17 protein-coding genes are annotated in these 18,396 nt (G+C 66.9%); 10 read left to right on the top strand and 7 right to left on the bottom strand.

The window, feature by feature from the left end:
- Positions 1–133: 133 nt before the first annotated feature.
- Positions 134–1,030 carry a PaaI family thioesterase gene (locus OG225_RS16310; RefSeq protein WP_405182433.1) on the top strand — a complete coding sequence of 299 codons (897 nt, stop codon included), beginning with the start codon at positions 134–136 and terminating at the stop codon, positions 1,028–1,030.
- 141 nt (positions 1,031–1,171) lie between these two features.
- Here OG225_RS16310 and OG225_RS16305 read toward each other — a convergent pair whose 3' ends face one another.
- Positions 1,172–1,483 (bottom strand): hypothetical protein, encoded by a 312-nt coding sequence (locus OG225_RS16305; RefSeq protein ID WP_405182432.1) that lies wholly within the window; start codon positions 1,481–1,483, stop codon positions 1,172–1,174.
- A 405-nt stretch (positions 1,484–1,888) separates the two neighbouring features.
- On the opposite strand from OG225_RS16305, the gene OG225_RS16300 reads away from it, so the two are divergent.
- Together OG225_RS16300 and OG225_RS16295 are read left to right on the top strand one after the other, a co-directional pair.
- Entirely contained in the window at positions 1,889–3,607 is a 1,719-nt protein-coding gene (locus tag OG225_RS16300; protein WP_405182431.1) for a hypothetical protein, read from the top strand.
- A gap of 168 nt (positions 3,608–3,775) precedes the next feature.
- Positions 3,776–5,407 (top strand): CHASE3 domain-containing protein, encoded by a 1,632-nt coding sequence (locus OG225_RS16295; RefSeq protein ID WP_405182430.1) that lies wholly within the window; start codon positions 3,776–3,778, stop codon positions 5,405–5,407.
- 62 nt (positions 5,408–5,469) lie between these two features.
- On the opposite strand, the gene OG225_RS16290 is transcribed toward OG225_RS16295, so the two are convergent.
- Positions 5,470–5,715: a CsbD family protein gene (locus OG225_RS16290; RefSeq protein ID WP_405182429.1), complete on the bottom strand. Its 246-nt coding sequence runs from the start codon at positions 5,713–5,715 to the stop codon at positions 5,470–5,472.
- 426 nt (positions 5,716–6,141) lie between these two features.
- Positions 6,142–6,396, bottom strand: a complete 255-nt coding sequence (locus OG225_RS16285) for a lipopolysaccharide assembly LapA domain-containing protein (protein ID WP_405182428.1) — start codon at positions 6,394–6,396, stop codon at positions 6,142–6,144.
- A gap of 552 nt (positions 6,397–6,948) precedes the next feature.
- Between OG225_RS16285 and OG225_RS16280 the strand changes: the two genes are divergently transcribed.
- Positions 6,949–7,143 carry a hypothetical protein gene (locus OG225_RS16280; protein WP_405182427.1) on the top strand — a complete coding sequence of 65 codons (195 nt, stop codon included), beginning with the start codon at positions 6,949–6,951 and terminating at the stop codon, positions 7,141–7,143.
- Between the two features lie 95 nt (positions 7,144–7,238).
- On the opposite strand, the gene OG225_RS16275 is transcribed toward OG225_RS16280, so the two are convergent.
- Entirely contained in the window at positions 7,239–8,285 is a 1,047-nt protein-coding gene (locus tag OG225_RS16275; protein ID WP_405182426.1) for an NAD(P)-dependent alcohol dehydrogenase, read from the bottom strand.
- 100 nt (positions 8,286–8,385) lie between these two features.
- Here OG225_RS16275 and sthA point away from each other — a divergent pair, with 100 nt between their 5' ends.
- The 4 genes from sthA (at position 8,386) to OG225_RS16255 (ending at position 12,742) form a co-directional block, all read left to right on the top strand.
- A complete protein-coding gene (sthA, locus tag OG225_RS16270; RefSeq protein ID WP_405182425.1) occupies positions 8,386–9,786 on the top strand; it encodes a Si-specific NAD(P)(+) transhydrogenase in 1,401 nt (466 codons plus the stop codon).
- 80 nt (positions 9,787–9,866) lie between these two features.
- Positions 9,867–10,526, top strand: a complete 660-nt coding sequence (locus tag OG225_RS16265; protein WP_405182424.1) for a helix-turn-helix domain-containing protein — start codon at positions 9,867–9,869, stop codon at positions 10,524–10,526.
- Between the two features lie 123 nt (positions 10,527–10,649).
- Positions 10,650–11,690, top strand: coding sequence for an alpha/beta hydrolase family esterase (locus OG225_RS16260; RefSeq protein ID WP_405182423.1), 1,041 nt, complete (start codon positions 10,650–10,652; stop codon positions 11,688–11,690).
- Positions 11,691–12,136: 446 nt separating this feature from the next.
- The gene (locus OG225_RS16255; RefSeq protein WP_405182422.1) at positions 12,137–12,742 is read left to right on the top strand and encodes an SLATT domain-containing protein; all 606 of its coding nucleotides are present in this window, start codon (positions 12,137–12,139) and stop codon (positions 12,740–12,742) included.
- A 17-nt stretch (positions 12,743–12,759) separates the two neighbouring features.
- Here OG225_RS16255 and OG225_RS16250 read toward each other — a convergent pair whose 3' ends face one another.
- Positions 12,760–13,707, bottom strand: a complete 948-nt coding sequence (locus tag OG225_RS16250; RefSeq protein ID WP_405182421.1) for a hypothetical protein — start codon at positions 13,705–13,707, stop codon at positions 12,760–12,762.
- Positions 13,708–13,824: 117 nt separating this feature from the next.
- Complete coding sequence (locus tag OG225_RS16245) at positions 13,825–14,775, bottom strand: zinc-binding alcohol dehydrogenase family protein (RefSeq protein ID WP_405182420.1); 951 nt, start codon at positions 14,773–14,775, stop codon at positions 13,825–13,827.
- 90 nt (positions 14,776–14,865) lie between these two features.
- Between OG225_RS16245 and OG225_RS16240 the strand changes: the two genes are divergently transcribed.
- Together OG225_RS16240 and OG225_RS16235 are read left to right on the top strand one after the other, a co-directional pair.
- The gene (locus tag OG225_RS16240; protein ID WP_405182419.1) at positions 14,866–15,393 is read left to right on the top strand and encodes a TetR/AcrR family transcriptional regulator; all 528 of its coding nucleotides are present in this window, start codon (positions 14,866–14,868) and stop codon (positions 15,391–15,393) included.
- Between the two features lie 133 nt (positions 15,394–15,526).
- Positions 15,527–17,014: a serine/threonine-protein kinase gene (locus tag OG225_RS16235; RefSeq protein ID WP_405182418.1), complete on the top strand. Its 1,488-nt coding sequence runs from the start codon at positions 15,527–15,529 to the stop codon at positions 17,012–17,014.
- Between the two features lie 19 nt (positions 17,015–17,033).
- Here the strand turns inward: OG225_RS16235 and OG225_RS16230 are convergent, their stop codons facing one another.
- A complete protein-coding gene (locus OG225_RS16230; RefSeq protein ID WP_405182417.1) occupies positions 17,034–18,344 on the bottom strand; it encodes a hypothetical protein in 1,311 nt (436 codons plus the stop codon).
- Positions 18,345–18,396 lie beyond the last annotated feature (52 nt).

The following is an 18,396-nucleotide window of genomic DNA, read 5'->3' as shown; positions in this document are numbered from 1 at the left end:
TATTTTGCAAATGGAAGTGATCTTTCTATAGGTGTTCGAAATCAGGAGGCCCGGTGCGTTTCGCTTCAGCTGACAGTCGTGACCTCGCATGAGCGATCCCGCGAACCGGAACGTAATCGGCTCGACGAACAGCGTGGCCACGTCGACCGAGGGCGTGCAGTTGCTGGTGTCGGAGACGAACAGTTTCATGTCCGACTTCGGCTTGGTATCGGTACAGCTGGACCGGACGCGCTCGTTGCTGCGATGCGATCTCACCGACAAACTCCGGTCCCATGCCGGGACTGCCCCGGTCGGACTCCAAGCCACCGTCATGGATTTCGTGACCTCCGACCCCGCCCTGGTGGCCGCCGCTCCCGATTGGACCGCGACACAGGACCTTTCGCTGCACGGCGCCGGATGGGTGACCGTCGGTCCGATCGTGGTGGACAGCACGCTGGTCCGGGTCGGTAAGAAGGTCGTCGTGGTGGCCGCCGATGTCTACGACGGAAACGGCTGCGAGGACCTTCACGAGCTGGCGGCGGCGATCGACGCGGCGGATCCGCGTTCGCGGCCGACCCTGGCCGCGCGCGGCCTGGTCACCTTCGCCCGGTTGCCCCGTGCCGCCGCCCACGGCGCCGACGAGTACACCCCCGATCGGTGGATCGGGCAGATCCGCAGCCGTCCCATGGTGAGGATCGAGGACGCGCTGTATCCGCGCCTCGGCATCCGCGTGATCGACGCCGCGCGGGGCGAACTCGAACTCGACCGCACGCCGTTCGTCGCGAATCAGATCGGCACGATCATGGGTGGGGTGCAGGCACTGCTCGCGGAGTACGCGGCCAACGCGATGCGCCCCGAACTGGTCGCCTCCGATATACAGATGAATTTCCTCGCGCAGGTCCGGGTCGGGCCCGCGCGCACCTGCGGCACGGTCATCCGCGACGACGCCGATCACAGCGTGGTGAGCGTCCGGCTCGTCGACGCCGGGGCCGACGACATGATCCTGGCGTTGGCGACCGTGACGCTGAGAAAGCCTCCCGCGCACCGTTGATCGTCGGGTCGTACCCGGCGTCGATCGTCGCACGTGACGACGGTCTCGGCCGAGTCGACCGCGCGTCCGTCCCGGTCGGGGAGGCGGTCACCGTCGCGTCACGGCTACCGACTCACCTCGCGTCGGGACGGGCTGTGTCCGTCATGGCGCTTTGGTGCACGGACTCGGCAGCGCCGAGAGGGTGGCGAGATCGCACACGCCACCGGTCAGGATCGCGAACGGCGTGGTGATCAGAAGCACGAGTACTCCGATGACGTCGCCGTGTCCGAGAAAGTACAGGGCCGAATTGCCCGCCGCGGACCCGGTGTCCACCGCCGAGGAACCGGTTCCGGCCACGGCCGTCGCCGGAACCGGGGTGGAACCGGTCGGTTCGGCGGTCGCTCCGGCCGCGGTGACGACGAGAGTCGCCGCGGCGGCCGATGCGGCGGCGAGACGAAGTGGGGTACGCATCATTGCGCTCCTCTGTTGAAGAATAGTCGGTAACATCGTAGCGAGATGTGTACCACCACGCGGAGGATCGCGATAGATCGAGAGCCCCATGGAGTGCCATCAGTAGCTCTGTGCGCGCACGGTGAACATCATTCCGAAGGAGGTGGAATGACTGGTCACATAGAGTGGATTGTCGACGTCGGCTGGAATCGAACCGGTGCGGATCGGTTCGCTGCTGGCTCGAGGGAATCGCGCAGTGCGCGGTCGAGTTCATCGCGGTAGAACTCGAGGAAACCGTCGCGGTCCGGGCGCGGTCCCGACTCGACCCGGTCCGAATTGTGAGGTGTGCCAGAGTCGGGCCGAACCACCGGCCGATCCCCTCGCCAGGCGGTTCGATGATCGCGATCATCGGTGTGAAGGGATGGGCGGATGCGACTGCGGCGAAATGGACTTTTCGCGGTGATGGTGGTGCTGGCGGGTACGGGGGTGGGGGTTTCCTCGGCGACTCCGGTGCCGGGCGGTGACGTGCAGGGCCGGACGGAGTCGGTCTACGCGTCGTCGTCGCCGGTGACATCCGTCGTCTCCTCGGTGGTGACCCTCTCCGCGCCGTTGCCACCGGGGACTCCGCCCCATCCCGCGGCCTGCGACACCGTGTCCTATCTGCGGTGGCGCTCAGCCGACGGACCGCGTTCCTCGGCCGACGCCGATCGCGTCCTGGTCGCCCAGCCCGGTGTCTTCGAAGGCGCGGGCGCGTTCGAAAGCGTTGCGCGCAACACGGTGTCGCGGGCCGCCGAACTGGGGAGCCATATCGAGTTCTGGGCGCTGGACCGGCGGTCGAACTGTATGGAGGACCATACGGGGGTCCGAGCGGCACTGCGGAGCGGTTCGTTCGACACCGCGGCGGACTACTACTTCCACGGCGCCGAGGCGGAGGGGCGCCGCTTCGCCGGGGTCGCCGAGGGCGCGGCGACGGCATGGCTGCGCGATCAGGGACTCGAGCAGACACTGCGCGACGAATACGATGTGCTGCGCGCGGAATTCCCGGACCCGGCGGTGCGCAAGCGCAAAGTCGTCTGCGGCGGACATTCGCTGGGCGGGTTCGTCACGGGCTATTTCGCGGAATGGGATTTCGACGGCGACCCGGCCACCACCGAGGACGCCGGATACAACCAGTGCTCCGGCTATTTCGCGCTCGACACCACCATCTCGGCCGGACTGAGTCTGCGCGGCCTGCAAGTCCCCGAACTGCCCGGGCCGATCGCCGCGGTGGTGGAAGGCATTTCGCTGCAATTGGATACCGCCCTTCCGGTCCTTCGGCTGCCCGCCGTCATCAACCCCGAGACCACCAACCTCCTGGCACTGGCCGGGCTCGCGGCAAGACTGAACCCCGACGGCGTCAACGATCTCGTTCGACGGCTGCCGGACAATCTCAACATCGCCGCGACATTGCGAACACTGCTCTCACAGGACGCGGGCATCTTCGCCACCGGAGTTCCGGATGTGCGGGATCTGAATGCCACCAACGAAGCCGTGCTCGGGGCGATTCTCGACGACAATTCCCAGCCGTTCGGATTCCTCCAGACCAGCGTGGGATTCGTCGGCGGGGGACCGGTCGGACCGAAGAGCTTCCCGGTTCCCGACGCGGTCGCGCACAGTCCGCTCGCGATGGGCATGTTCGGCGACGCGCCCAAGGTGTCGCCGACGGTGTTCGCCCCCGGCACGGTCTACCGGTGGCTGGACTACGACGACATCGCGGCGCTGACGACGCCCGAGGCCCGCCCGTACACCAGCCCCGGCAGCGAAGTGACCGCCATCGCCGAACTCGCGCGCGATCTCAGCGAACCGCCGCTGGATTTCACCGAATGGTATTTTCCGACGCGGTTGTCACTGGACCTGCAACAGACCGCGGCGCCGTCGTTCGCACGCAACCACATTCATCTCGACGGGGTGAACCGCAATCCGATACTGACCTTCCGTGGCAGCGGTGGAATTCCGGTCGCCGATTCGGGTAGTCCGCGCGACGAGGTCATCGAATTGCCCGGCTACAACCATATCGACGTGCTCACCGCCGCCGCGCGGCAGAACAACGGACAACCCGAGGTGGTGTCGACCAGGCTCGCCGAATTCGCGACACGATCCGATGAGTGACGCGGCGTCGATCGAGTACTCACGCGAAGTGAACGGCGGGGGAAATCTTGCCGAGCAACCTGCTTCGATGGTCGGTTAGGCTGTCGGCGCCTCCGGTCCGATTCGAGTGACCGCGTGGTTCGATGAGCGGTCCGTGCCGAGCGCGCGCCGCGTGGGATGGAGGTGTCGGTGTCGGAGGCGGAATCCGCGGTGGCCGTGGTGCGGAACGGGACTCACGGCGTCGGGCGCTTCACCGTGCAGACCTGGTTCCAGCTGGTGCTGGCGGCGATGGCGATCGTGGTGCTCATCGGTGCGGCGGCGGGCGCGCAGGTCATCGCCAACACCAACAATGCCACCGACCGGGTGATGAACCACACCCAGCCCGCGCTGACCAGGGCATACCAATTGCAGGCGGCGTTGCTCAATCAGGAGACCGGAATCCGGGGCTACGCCATCAGCGGTGACCGGCAATTCCTCGACCCCTACAACGAGGGACAACGCACCGAGGTCCAGGCCACCGACCGTATCGCCGTGCTGTTGGCCGAACGTCCCGATCTGCTGACCGATCTGGACGCGGTCCGGGCCGCCATCGAGAAATGGCGCACCGACTACGCCCGGCCCGTCGCGGCCCGCCCGTCGGCGTCGACCGCGTCCACGGCACAGGGGAAAACGTTGTTCGACGAGGTACGTGCGAGTCTGGCCACCCAGAACGCGCACCTCGTCACCGCGATCGCCGCCGACCGCGAATCGCTCGAGCAGGCCCGGACGTTGCGCAATGTCGTGCTGCTGGTGATGGTCGTGCTGTTCCTGACGACCGGGGTGGTGTTGACATTGCTGGTGCGTCGACTGGTCGCAGGCCCACTCACCGCGCTGACGAAAGCGTCGCTGCGGGTGGCCGACGGCGATTTCGACCACCACATCGACGTCGCCGGACCGGCCGATGTCGCCACCGTCGCCGCGGCGGTCGAGAGCATGCGCAGGCAGGTGGTCTCGGAACTGGAATCCTCGCGCGGGCAGGAAGCGGTGCTGGCCCGGCAGAAGGCCGAGTTGGATGTGCAGACCGAGGAATTGCGTCGCTCCAATACCGAATTGGAGCAGTTCGCCTACGTCGCCTCCCATGATCTCCAGGAACCGTTGCGTAAGGTCGCCTCGTTCTGTCAGCTGCTGGAGAAACGCTACGGCGACCAACTCGACGCGCGCGGCAAGCAGTACATCGATTACGCGGTCGACGGCGCGAAACGTATGCAGATCCTGATCAACGACCTGCTGACCTATTCGCGGGTCGGGCGGTTGTCGGAGACCACGGCCAGGATCGGCCTGGGCGCGACCCTGGATTCCGCGCTGTCCAATATCTCCGCTGCCATCGAGGACACCGGCGCCCGCCTCGAGCTGCCCGCGCGGCTGCCCGAGGTGGTCGGCGATCCGACCCTGCTGACGATGTTGTGGCAGAACCTGATCGCCAACGCCATCAAATTCCGTGCCCCCGACCGCGCCCCGGTGGTCCGCGTCGACGCCGAACTCGACACCGAATCCGGCCGATGGCAATTCGCGGTGGCCGACAATGGAATCGGGATCGAGCCGGAGTTCGCCGAGAAGGTGTTCGTCATCTTCCAGCGTCTGCACAATCGCGAGGAATACAGCGGCACCGGAATCGGTCTGGCGGTGTGCAGGAAGATCGTGGAGTATCACGGCGGCAAGATCTGGATCGACACCTCCTACCGCGACGGAACGTGTTTCCGGTTCACGTTGCCCGCTCCCGCGTCCGTCGAGGACGACCCCGGCACCACCGTCGATACGGCGGTCGAAGAGGCTTCGGTGTGACACGACCGAGGGGCCCAGGCGGTTTCGCCTGAGCCCCTCGAAGGTCGTGGTAGACCTATCCGTCAGCGGTCGTGCTGATACGCGGACTGACGTGCTTCGTCGACGTCGGCCTCCGCGCGAGCCTTCTCCGCCGCGGCTTCCTTGCCCGCGGCCTCGCGCTGGGATGCGGCCTTGTCCTGCTGGGCACGCCCCTCGCTCTTGAAGTTCTCTTTGCCGGTGACGATGCCGACGGCTTCCTTGGCTTTGCCTTTGACGTCCTCGACGACGCCTTCGACACCTTCACGGATTCCGCTACCATGCTTGGGCACTTGTGTGACCTCTCGTCGGAAATGGCTGACAACAGAGGCCTACCCGGCCTCGGTCGGCTCAATCAGCACGGTCGGCGAATCGCTTGTCCGCCGCACGGATTCCCACGGCGACCGCATGAGTTCCTCGATAACGGGTAGCCGGTGAACGGGAGCGCCACCATGTGATGGGCGCCTTCGGGCCGGTGAGTCGGCGCCGCGTTCACACGCGGTCTCAGACGCCGCGCCCGGTGTCCGACCTCGGGCGCACATCGTGGGACCGGTTACGGGTCGGGGTCGGACACCCGTCACCGAATTCGCGCGGCCCGCTATCTATGAAATCGAAATGGCTTTTCCTGCTGCCTGTCTCAGCGCATCGCACGGCGGCAGGGCAGCTCGATCCGACGGTCGCGCGCGGAGGACGTGCGCGACCGGGCAGGTGAACCTGAACTAGCGCCTCGCGACGCGGCGCAGTTGGATGATGCGCGCGCCACCGACCAGGGCCATCACGAGAGCGCCGCCGAGGGCGGACAACAGGACCGCGACACCGGTCGGTAGCCCGAAATCCCAGAAGAACAGGCTGACCTGGATGGTTTCCAGGTTCTGCAGAATGAAGATCAGCAGGACGACGAGGATGACGATGCCGACGACCAAGCCGTCCCACGCGCGCCCGGTACGTGACCCGGTCGACTTCCGGGTCGTCACGTCAGACACCGGCTGCCGCGGCGGGGTCGATTCGGATCCGGGCAGATCTTCGCTGTGTGTGGACATATAGGGGCGATAACCCCGGAGGCGAGAAAGAAACCCGTCATCCGGATTGTTCTTGTGCTCGAGCGGCGATTCACCGCTGAATCGCCGCCCGAGGAATTCGCGACGCAGGCGAGGCAGATCGCCCGGTGCCCGTTGGACGGATCGCGATCCATCTCGAAGGCGATGTAGGAATCGCCACACCCGTGGCATTCGATCCGCGGTAACTCAGACCCAGATCCCGCAGGGCGACGACCACCGCGACCGCTCGCACCCGTGCCCCGGCCTGGAGTCCGAGGGAACGGGCTCACGGGTCGAGCGCTTCGCGTCGACGAGCGCGCAGCCGGTCTCGGCCGGCGGCAGGCGCGGTGCCGCGACGGCGGTGGTCTTCGCGGCCGGTGGGGTCGGCGGACGGGAGAGGATCTTGCGCACCAGGTCGAGATCGGTGCCGTGCGATCCCGCGATCCCGCACCCGCGCATGACCAGCCAGCACGGGTGCCGGTGGCTCCGGTGAAGTGGTCGACGGCCCGACGGATCGCCTCGGCCTCCGACACCGGTTTCGGCGCGGAGGCCTCGACCGGCTCCGAGGTCAGCGCTGCCTCGAGTTGCCGCGCCGACACCGACTCGGGCAGCAGGTACACCGGCATCGAGGCCCGGACGCAGGCGGCGACGAATTCCGGGGCCATGCGGCTCCTTCCGCTCTAGCGCCGCCGCGAATGCTCGCCGGTTGCTGCCGAACCATGATCTCTCGTATTCCCGATTCGATCATCTCGACCGCCTCACGCGCGCGGCGAGACAACTCAGGGGCCCTGGACCGTGAGGACGATCTTCGCGCGCGCGTGCTCGGTTTCCAGGTGGCGGATGGCCGCGGCGGCCTCGCCGAGCGGGTAGGCGCGCTCGATCGCCGGTCTGAGTTTTCCCGCATCGGCCAGCTCGCCGAGCACGGTCAGGTTCTCAACGGACTGTACCGCCTCCAGCACCTCGACCCAGCTGCCGAAGCGGGCCGCCAGCTTTCCCGCGATGATGAGCGCCATCGGCCCGAACACCGAGCCGCCGCGATACACGCCGCCGCCGGACAGCACGATCTTGCCGCCCGGTGCGAGGACTCGTCGCATCCGGCTCAGCGAGTGGTTGCCGACGAGATCGAAGATCAGGTCGTAACGTGCCGCGCCGGTGGTGAAGTCGTCGTCGGTGTAGTCGATGACGTGGTCGGCCCCGAGCGCGCGAACCTGGTCGACATTCCTGGTGCTGCACACCGCGGTCACCTCGGCGTCGAAGGCTCGGGCGATCTGCACGGCGAAGGTGCCGACGCCGCCGGAGGCGCCGTTGACCAGCACGCGGTGGCCGGACCGGACCTGCCCGAGATCCCGCAGTCCCATCAACGCGGTATTGCCCGCCAAGGGAATCGCGGCGGCCTGCTCGAAACTCAGGCGGGCGGGTTTGCGGGCTAGCGCGCTCTCGGGCGCTGCCACATATTCGGCGAAAGCGCCGTCGGCCTCACCGAACACCTCGTCACCGGCTTCGAATCGCTCGACGCCGGGCCCGACCGACTCGACCGTGCCCGCGAAATCGCGGCCGCGGATCGTCGCTCGTGGCACGCGCAGACCCATCATCGGTCGGGCCAGGTAGGGATCGCCCCGCATCATGTGCCAATCCAGGGCGTTGACCGCGGCCGCGTGCACCCGGACCAGCACCTCTCCGCGAGCGGGTTCCGGCCGTGCGGTGTCCCGGAATTCGAGAGCCTCCGGTGATCCGTACCGGTCCTGCATGATCGCCTTCATGGTCTCTCCCGTTCGCGCCGTCCGCTCCTTGCCGAAACCGTAGATCCGCACCCCCGGCACCCACATCGGGGAAATCCCTGAAACAGCCCGTCGGCGGCGCCGCGCCGCTTTCGGATGTTGACCGAACAGCCCTGTGGATTTCACATTCCACTGTCAGGCTCGGTGTGTGTACGACTTCGATGTGCTTGTGCTCGGATCCGGTCCCGGCGGTCAGAAGGCGGCGATCGCCACGGCCAAACTGGGCAAGCGGGCCGCGGTGGTGGAGCGGCGGGACATGGTCGGCGGGGTGTGCATCAACACCGGCACCATTCCGTCCAAGACCTTGCGCGAGGCGGTGCTGTACCTGACCGGCCTCAGTCAGCGCGAGATGTACGGCCAGAGTTATCGGGTCAAAGAGGAAATCACGGTCGCGGATCTGCTCTCACGCGCGAACCACGTGATCGGCCGCGAAGTCGATGTGGTCCGAAATCAGCTGTCCCGCAACCGGGTAGCGTTGCTGCCCGGTATGGGAGCCTTCGTGGACGAGCACACCGTCGAAGTGCTCGACGGCACCGGCCGCGAGACCAAGGTGACCGCGGACAAGATCGTGATCGCCACCGGCACCCAGCCCGCGCGTCCCGACGCGGTCGACTTCGACGGCGCCACCGTGATCGACTCCGACGGCATCCTGCGCTTGGAACGCGTACCGCAATCGATGATCGTGATCGGTGCGGGAGTCATCGGCATCGAGTACGCGTCGATGTTCGCCGCGCTCGGCTGCAAGGTGACGGTGGTGGAGTCGCGGGACCGGATGCTGGATTTCTGCGATATCGAGGTGGTCGAGGCGCTCAAATACCACCTGCGTGATCTGGCGGTCACATTCCGTTTTCGCGAGACGGTCGCCGCCGTGGAACGCCGCCCGTCCGGGGCCATCGCGATCATGGAGAGCGGTAAGAGAATTCCGGCCGAGGTGGTCATGTACTCGGCCGGTCGGCAGGGGATGACCGCGAGTCTGCGGCTGGAGAAAGCGGGACTGAGCGCGGACCGGCGCGGTCGGGTCGCGGTGGACGAATTCTTCCGCACCGAGGTTCCGCATATCTACGCGGTCGGCGACGTGATCGGTTTCCCGGCGCTGGCGGCGACGTCGATGGAACAGGGACGGCTGGCCGCGCACCACGCGTGCGGGGAATCGGTGCAGGCGCTGTCGTCGTTGCAGCCGATCGGTATCTACACCATTCCGGAGATCAGTTTCATCGGAAAGACCGAGGACGAACTGACCGCGGCGCGAATTCCCTTCGAGGTGGGCGTTTCGCGTTACCGAGAATTGGCCAGGGGACAGATCATCGGCGATTCCTACGGTGTGCTGAAACTGCTCGTCTCGTGCGCGGACAGGTCGATACTCGGTGTGCACGTGTTCGGCACCGGAGCCACCGAGTTGGTACACATCGGACAAGCGGTGATGGGATGTGGCGGCACGGTCGACTACCTGGTCGACGCGGTGTTCAACTACCCGACGCTGGCCGAGTCCTACAAGGTCGCGGCCCTGGACGCGATGAACAAGATCCGCCAGATCGAACGCATGGATTGACCCGCCCCGGACGTCGTTGTCCCGGTGCGGGGTCACGATGGTGCCCGGCGGTTTGCCGGTGAGGTTTGTACCGTCGTCATATGGACCATCGCGGTGGGGCACGCGAATTCTTGGCCTCGCGGCGTGCGCGTCTCACTCTGGAACAGGTGGGGCTGGCCGATGACGGCGGTATCCGGCGGGTTCCGGGATTACGGCGCGAAGAGGTCGCGCTTCTCGCGGGGGTGTCGGTGGACTATTACACCCGCGTCGAGCGTGGGAATCTCCAGAGAGTTTCCGACTGTGTGCTGAACGCGCTCGCACGGGCGTTGCGGTTGGCGCCGGAGGAGCGGACCTATCTGTTTCGCGTTGGCGAAGGCGACGGGAGCCGATTCGGGTCGGATATCGCGTCGATCGCGACGCCGACGTTGCGACCGAGTGTCCGCGCGGTGGTCGACGGGTTGTCGGATCTCGCGGTCACGGTCAGCGACAGCAGGATGCGGGTGATCACGGCCAACGTGTTGGGACGGGCGTTGTACGCACCCCTGTTCGATCAGGCGTCCGAGCACGTGAACCACGCCCGGTTCATGTTCCTGGATCCCCGGGCCCGCCTGACCTACGAGATCCTGCGAATCGGCGGCGATTCCGAATTGGCGATGCTGGTGTTCTCGGCGGAGGCGGGGTCGCCGTCCCACGACGCCCTCGCTCTGCTTACGACCTGGTCGATACCCGTCGTCGACGACGAGTCGGCGCGCTATCGATAGTGATCCACTGCACCCGAAGGATTCGGCGACCCGAGATATTCACAACGATGTGAACGGTTGGAGATCTCCACAAGAGCGTCCGATTTCCGAGAATGATGCTTCCGAGTGTGAGAATGTCATTTCATGTTCGAGTTCCTCTCCACCGGCCGGAATCGCCGCTCGCGGCTGATGCGACGCCTGATCGGGTCGGCGGCGGCCGTGGCCTCGCTGACCGCCGTCGTCGGTGCCGTCGAGGTGGCAGCGCAGGCCGCGCCCGCCGCGGCGGCCTCGTCCGGGTGCGCCGCCGCCGCGCCCGCCGAAGGGGAGTCCACCCTGGAATTCGCCGCGGCGGGCAAGGCGGGTACCTACATCCGCGACATCCCGCCCGCGACGGGTGCGCCACTGCCGGTCGTGCTCGACCTGCACGGGCTCATGGAACCGGCGTTCATCGAGCGTTCCAGCACCGCTCTGTCCGAACTCGGCAAGAGCCGCGGGTTCGTGACGATCACCCCGCAGCTCAGCGACATCCGCATCCCCCAATGGGATTTCACCGAGAACAGCGCGGATGTCACCTACCTGTCGAAGTTGCTGACCCACGTCGAGGAAACGGTGTGCGTGGACCGACAGCGGATCTACGCCACCGGGTTGTCCATGGGCGGGTTCACCAGTTCGTCGCTCGGATGCCGGCTCTCGGATCGGATCGCGGCCATCGCGCCCGTCGCGGGCCTCCAGGACTTCACCTGGTGCCACACCGTCCGGCCGGTGCCGGTGATCGCGTTCCACGGCTCCGACGATCCGATCATCGCCTACACCGGCGGTGAGGGCCCCAACGCGCAATTCTTGCCCACACCCAGCAAGACCGGGTCGTCCGGCAATAGTTCCGAGCCGGGGGCGAACGGTCCCAACAACCGCAGCATCCCCGACAACGCCGCCGGGTGGGCCCGGCGCAACGGGTGCAAGCCCGAAGCTGCGCAACGGTCCGTCGCCCCCGACGTGAGTCTGCAAACCTACGACTGCCCCGCCGACGCCACCGTCCAGCTCTACACCGTGCTCGGCGCGGGCCACGTCTGGCCGGGTAGCCCTTCGGACACGTCTCCGGTGCCGTTGGTCGGCGAGAACACGAAATCCATCATCGCCTCCGAGCTGATCTGGGACTTCTTCCAGGCGCATCCGTTGCGCCGCTGAGCGAGAAAGCGTTCGACCGTCGAGCGGGCGTTCGCCACTGACAGGGGCGAACGCCCGCTCGAGGCGGTCGACGCGGTTCGATGACGCGTCGTGAATGTCGCCGTGTAAGCGGTGTGTAAAACGTTGCAGGCCAGTCTGTTTGTCTCATATGGTCGGTGGGGTCGCCGACCGTGCCCGCGTGGGTGAGCGTGGACCGGATCCGGGATCGATTGGCGGCCTTGTGGACCCATAGACGCAGGTGAGGGCGTCCGCTCGATGTCGGGTCGATTCCGTCGAACGAAACCGCCACGCCGATGCTTCGTCCGCCGATCGCCGCGTGTCCGAGACCTGTTGCGGCACCGTAGCTCACGGCTACCACGCGGACCGCGCAGTCGGAATGTCGGCGGTGCCGAGCACTCGACCAGTCCGAGCGCGCGCGTCGCGGCAACGGGCGCTACAGTACCGCCGTGACAGAGCACCGATTGTCCATCGGAGGGGATCGCTTGCAGGACCTCGGAGTACCGCCTTCGCTGGACCTCCGTTCCGCCGATTGGTCGAGTTCCGATGAGACCCTGGCTTGGCTGTTCCAACGAGTCGAGACCTACGCGATGGACGCGCGCGATTGGTATTCGAGGGATCGACGCATCAAGCAGCGGACGAGCCTAGCGCTCACCGCGGCGATGCTCTTCCTCGGACTGCTCGGAATTCTGGTGCCGCTGATGACCACGGCGGGAATCGACGCCGTCGACCCCAGTTGGGGTTATGTCCTGCTGGCCTGTGCCGCCGGATGTTCGGCGGTCGACCGGTTCTTCGGTATATCGACGGCCTGGCGGCGCGATATACGCAGCGTGCACGCGATCAACGCGATGATCTGCGACCTCCAGTTGGAGTGGGCCTCGATGTCGAGGGCCTCGGCCAATTCCAACGGCGAGATCGACCGTCGCATGGGACTGTTGCGGGATTTCTCCTACCGGGTGAACGAGGTGATCATCCGGGAGACCAATACCTGGGCGACCAACCTGCCGATCCCGGCGGAAGCTCGGGGCAGCAGGTCCGACCGCAGGCACACGTAGCCGCGCTCGGGCGGAATTCATTCCGGCACGGTCTGTTTCAGCTCGGCCTCGGGCAGGGCGTCCCGCCTGTCGACATTCCAGAGTTCGATCGACTGGATGATCCAGAACGCCGCGAACTCGAGTATCAACGCCCATTCCAGCACGAGGAGGTCGTGCTGGAATTTCCACCCGGGGAACCATTGTTCGTTCCACAGGTGGAAGGCCGCGACGAGTATCACCGTGACGATCATGACGACGCCGATCACCAGGTATCGAAAAGCGTTGGAACGTAATCCGAGCGTGCGCGCCGACCATCCGTTGAGCCCGACGACGGCGATGATCCCGAGAAACATCAGAATCGCCGCCACATTGTGTCGATTGTCGAGGAACTGCTCGCCCCAAGGCAGATGCAGGACATCGTTGAGCCCCACCGGTGCGCAGAAGTAGACCACCAGCAGCGCCGAGATCGCGAGCCTGATGAATCGCAGCGGCGTCGTATACGCAACGAAACCCCTTGTCCGCCATACGAAACCGAAATATCCGAGTTCGGCGACGATCCATACGGTGACCAGCGCCGCCAGACCGGTCGACAGGACCCGGTCGTAGTCCTGGCAGCCGGGCAGCGCGGTGAACCCGGTGTCCGCCGGGTTCGCGGTCGCGCAGATCCGCATCGGCTGGGTCGGAACGACGGCGACGAAGAAGGCCATGAATCCGGCGAAATTGAGGACCGAATCCTCGCGGTCGGAATTGCCGCGGTAGATGATCAGGCAGGTGCCCGTGGCGAACAGCGCGCCGACGAAAACGGCGTGCACGGAGGTGTAGAAGGATCCGCTGATCGACTGTGCCACATCACCCGTCACCCGATATTCGTCGATCTGCGCGACGGCGATGAGCAGGATGACCACGACCGTCCCCGCGCGTAGTCCCCGATAGGTTTCGAGCGCGACCCGTGGATGTGCGATGGGCGGATTGCCGGTGCTGTGCACGTACGTCCTCCTGCCAGAGAAACGATCGGACACATAGTGTGCGCCGCTGGTGCGTTTCCAGCGGTAGAACGGCGTGAACATTCGCGGGGAACGGGTGAGGTGGACCGATATCCGCTGTCATGTGGTGAGGATGGTTTTTCCGATCGCCGTGCGGGATTCGAACGCGCGATGTGCCGTCGCCGCCTCGGTCAACGGCAGGACCGAGCCGATGACCGGGGTGATCTCGCCGCGTGCGGTCAATTCCTCGGCGTGGCGGGTGAATTCGGGCCACTGCCGCGGGCGGTAGCCGAGGCTGAACGGGATCAGGGTCGCGCCGACCGGGAGGAGTTGTTCGGAACCGATCTCGACCGGAAGACCGCTGGCCGAGCCGAAGATCACCATGCGCGCACCCGGTCCGGTGAGCAGCGAGTAGGCCTCGCGCGCGGTCTGTCCGCCGACGGTCTCGAAGACGACCGACACGGGACCCACTTCCTCGGTCCAGCCCGGCCGGGTGTAATCGACCGTCACGTCGGCGCCGAGATCGGCGGCGAGTTGTCGTTTCGCGCTTCCGCTCGCTCCGGCGACGACGCGGGCGCCCGCTCGTTTGGCCAACTGGACCAGCAGGGAACCGATCCCTCCGCCCGCGGCTTCGACCAGCACCGTCTCGCCGGGACCGATGTCGGCGGTCCGGATCAATCCCACCGCTGTCGCGCCCTGCCCGAGCAGGGCGAGCGCTCGGTGCTCGTCGAGGCGGTGGTCGAGCGGCGCGGCCGCGGCGGCCGGTACCGCCACGAGTTCGGCGTAGCTGCCGTGCGTCACGGTGCCGACCACCCGCTGACCGATCCGGTCGGTGCCGACGCCGGAACCGACGGCGGCCACCGTGCCGACCACTTCGATTCCCGGTGTGTGCGGCAGGGGCAGTCCGAGCGGATCGGGGACCACCCCGCCGCGTACCTGCACCTCGAAGTAGTTGACACCGGTGGCGGCGGTGCGGACGAGCAGTTCGTTCTCGCCCGGTGTGGGATCGGCGACTTCCTCGACCCGCAGGACTTCCGGGGAGCCGTATTCGTGATACCGGACAGCACGCATGAGATCCACCTTTCGATACGGACCGGCGGTCCGTTTTATACTCGCTATAGTACGGACTGTCGGTCCGTTTCTGTCAACAGGAGGTTCGGGATGCGCGCAGACGCCGAACGCAACCGGGCCGCGATACTGGCCGTCGCCGGGCGTCTGATCTGCGAGGAGAAACACGACAACGCCTCCATGGACGACATCGCGGCCGCCGCAGGGGTCGGGAAGGGAACTCTGTTCCGTCGATTCAGCGACCGCGAGGGACTGATCCGCGCGCTGTTCGATGAACGGACCGGCTCTGCGTGGACGGAGGTGAGCGCTCTCGCCGCCGACGCCGCGGTGCCGGTGCGCGAGCGGATCACGGCGTTCGTCGCCTCGGTCTTCGACCTCACCGTCATCGAGTTGCCGCCGCTGATGCGTGCCCTGCCCGAAGGTTGCCGGTCGGAGACCTGGGCGCCGTGGCGTGCGCTGCTGGCGGAGCTGATCTCGCAGGCGGCCCCCGACGCCGACGCGGAGTTCCTCGCGATCACGATCTTCGCGAGTATGCGCCCGGAGATCATCGACATGATCTCGCCGCAGCGCCACCGCGACGGGGTGCTGGAACTGACCGTTCGGACGATCGGAACCAGCTGACCGGACCGCGTTTCCGGGGGCGAACGGCGAACTCGCCTCCGGATTCGCGCACCTGCGCGGTGCCGGTTCGGCGCGGCGCGATAGCTGGGACAGGGCGTATCGTCGGCGCCAGCAGGACATCTGGAGGAACGCGGTGGGGTCAGTGCTGGTGCCGGGGCAGGTATTCGCCGGGTACAGGATCGAACGGCTGTTGGGAGCCGGGGGAATGGGGGAGGTGTTCCTCGCCCGCGACCGCGGTCTGCCGAGATTCGTGGCACTGAAGGTGCTCGCGCGTGCGGTCGGGGAGAACGAGGATGTGCGACGGCGCTTCCAGCGGGAGGCGGATACGGTCGCGAGATTGTCGCATCCGAATATCGTCACCATCTACACGCGGGGTGAAGAAGAAGGACTGCTGTGGATTTCGATGGCCTACGTCGACGGTCTCGATCTGGCCGCGGCGCTGTCCGCGGGTGCGCTCACCATCGAGCGGACGGTGCGGATCGCGGGGGCCGCGGCCGACGCGCTCGACCACGCGCACGACACGGGCGTACTGCACCGTGACGTGAAACCGGCCAATATCCTGTTGACCGGGGGAGCCTCGGAACGGGTGCTGCTCACCGATTTCGGGATCGCGAAGGGGCTGGGCGACAGCGTCGTGCTGACCAGGACCAACGAGGTCTACGCCAGTTTCCAGTACACCGCGCCGGAACGCCTCGACTTCGGCGCGGAGGTCGATAGGCGCGCCGATGTCTATTCGCTCGGCTGCACCGTCTACCACATGCTCACCGGCGAAATCCCGTATCCGGGGACGAGCGCCGCGCATCTGATCCACGGTCACCTCTACCGGCCCGTTCCGAAGCCGAGTCGGCGCAATCCGGCGGTGCCCCCTGCCTTCGACGCGGTTCTCGCCCGCGCCCTGGCGAAGAATCCCGACGACCGGTTCCCCGACTGCGGCCGACTGGCGGAGGCCGTCGCGGCGGCAGCGACGGGGAGCCGCCCGACGGTGGTCGGCGGAGCGCCGCCGCGACCCGTCGAACTGTCACAGACGCGGCCGACCGGGGGATACGGTCGGCCCGCGCGGCCGGTCGCCGAAGCCGGGATAATCGCCGCGGACGGGGCGGGCAGACACACCGTCGAAGACGCCACCGATCCCGGAATTCGATCCGCGCGCCGCGGTCGCACGGTCGCGGCGATCGTCGGCGGACTCGTCGTTCTCGTGGCCGCCGCAGCGGTGGTCTTCGGTCTGACGCGGTCGGCGGACGGTGACGAGCCCGAGCCGACACGGGCGCCGGGGAGCGATCCCGCGCTGGTCGGCACCTGGCAGGGGGTCGCGGAACAGGACGATCAAGGGACCGTGTCTCGCTATCGGATGACGATCACGCTGCGACCGGGCGCCGTCGGCGGCACCACGACCTACGAAGTGCAGGGCGGAAACTGCTCGGGCGAGCTGACCCTGCGCCAGTCGGGATCCGACGGGATGTCGGCGTCGTTCTTCGAACGGATCGTGTCTGGACCGTGTATTCCCAACGGCAATGTCACGGTGTCCGCCGCGAGCGTCGACCGGCTGGACTTCTCGTATTCCGGGGTGACGCGCGAGGGGAAGTCGCAGCGGGTGACGGCGGCTCTGGACCGGGTGGGCTGAGTCGGCGCGGGCGTGGAGGTTACGCGGGTTCGTGGCCGTCCGGTTCGGCGGCGGCGGGTGGCAGCACCGGTTCGACCCTGGCGATCGAGCGCTTGCGCAGCAGTATCACGTTGATCGTGCATCCCGCCGCGATCGCGAGGGCGATCAGCCCCGGGGTGGAATTGTCCAGGGCCGAATCCGGATCCGTGGTGAACATCCGCCCGCGCAGGGCGATCACGACGCCGGGGACGAAGAGCACAGCGACCCCGAGCATGACGCTCGGGCTGTGACTCGGCAGGGTCGCGGCGAAGCTGTATCCGGTGGCGAGCCCGAGTGCCAGGGTGCCGCCGATCGCCGCGCCCGGCCACATATTTCCCGGTGTCCCGCTCGCTGCGGCGGCGGTGGCCAGCGCCAACAGCGCGAGCATGGCGACGAACGGCATGGCCCAGCGTCGCCCGAAGAACATTCCGACGATATTGCCGAGCAGTGACAGCGGGATCATCCACGCGGGCAGCGGAAGCGGCACGATCACACTGCCCACCGCCCCGATCGTGATACTGGTCTGCAACAGCATGCCGTCGCGTCCCGGTAGTAGCAGTCCTGCCGCCAATGCCGCGACCACCGACGCCACCGTCACCAGCACGATTTCGCCGACGGTCGTTCCGTGTCGGACCATCCACTCCGAACCGAGGACGGGCACGCTCACCGCGGTCACGGCGGCCAGGATCGGGCCGAGCGGGAGTTCCCCGGTGGCCAGTGTGAGGCGTTTGCCGAGGCGAGCCCGTGCCGCGCACCACCCGAGCAGTGCTGTCCCCGGCCACAGCAACCACAGCGGTGGCGAGTCCACGAACCACGCGGCCAGACCGTGTGGCGCGACTTCCAGCCCGGCCAAGATACTGACTTCGCCGATGATGACGCTCATGAGAATTCCCAGGAGGAACGCGAGCATCATCGACGTCCGCACCGCCGCGGCCGCGGCCAGGCCCCCGAGCAGTATCCCGGCGGCGAGGGTATCGACGTAGGTCAGCGTGCTCAGCGGCGCGACCGAGGACAGGCGTGGTCCGAGCTGATGGTTGAGCAGCAGTACCACGGTGCCGGACAGCGCCGCTGCCCAGGGCACGATCGTGGACTCGGCGCTGCTGGTGAAGACCGTGATGACGACCGCGGCGAGACATCCGATGGCCGCGGCCCTGGGCATATTGGTCGCGAGCAGTTCGATCTGCATCGTCGCCGTGCCGCCGCGCGCCCACTCCAGCGAGACGGGTGTGGCGAGCGCGAGTCCACCGATCACGGCGGAAAGGAGAACCGCGACCAGCTCGACCAGCTCGACCGACCAGGTGCACCGACGCACCTGATCAACCTATCCGACCCAAGATCGTTTCCCCAGGCTTTGCGACCAGGGT

This window comes from Nocardia sp. NBC_01377, assembly GCF_045040005.1.
GTDB classification, from domain to species: domain Bacteria; phylum Actinomycetota; class Actinomycetes; order Mycobacteriales; family Mycobacteriaceae; genus Nocardia; species Nocardia noduli.
The sequence above is the reverse complement of the archived record's forward strand: the minus strand, read 5'-3'. Positions and strand labels throughout refer to the sequence as shown.

What these genes read in the sequence shown, in the direction of transcription:
- OG225_RS16245 (WP_405182420.1), bottom strand. Translation starts at nt 14,775, where the DNA reads ATGCGTGCTGTCCGGTATCACGAATACGGCTCCCCGGAAGTCCTGCGG.
- OG225_RS16300 (WP_405182431.1), top strand. Translation starts at nt 1,889, where the DNA reads ATGCGACTGCGGCGAAATGGACTTTTCGCGGTGATGGTGGTGCTGGCG.
- OG225_RS16240 (WP_405182419.1), top strand. Translation starts at nt 14,866, where the DNA reads ATGCGCGCAGACGCCGAACGCAACCGGGCCGCGATACTGGCCGTCGCC.
- OG225_RS16265 (WP_405182424.1), top strand. Translation starts at nt 9,867, where the DNA reads ATGGACCATCGCGGTGGGGCACGCGAATTCTTGGCCTCGCGGCGTGCG.
- OG225_RS16260 (WP_405182423.1), top strand. Translation starts at nt 10,650, where the DNA reads ATGTTCGAGTTCCTCTCCACCGGCCGGAATCGCCGCTCGCGGCTGATG.
- OG225_RS16305 (WP_405182432.1), bottom strand. Translation starts at nt 1,483, where the DNA reads ATGATGCGTACCCCACTTCGTCTCGCCGCCGCATCGGCCGCCGCGGCG.
- OG225_RS16275 (WP_405182426.1), bottom strand. Translation starts at nt 8,285, where the DNA reads ATGTGGGTGCCGGGGGTGCGGATCTACGGTTTCGGCAAGGAGCGGACG.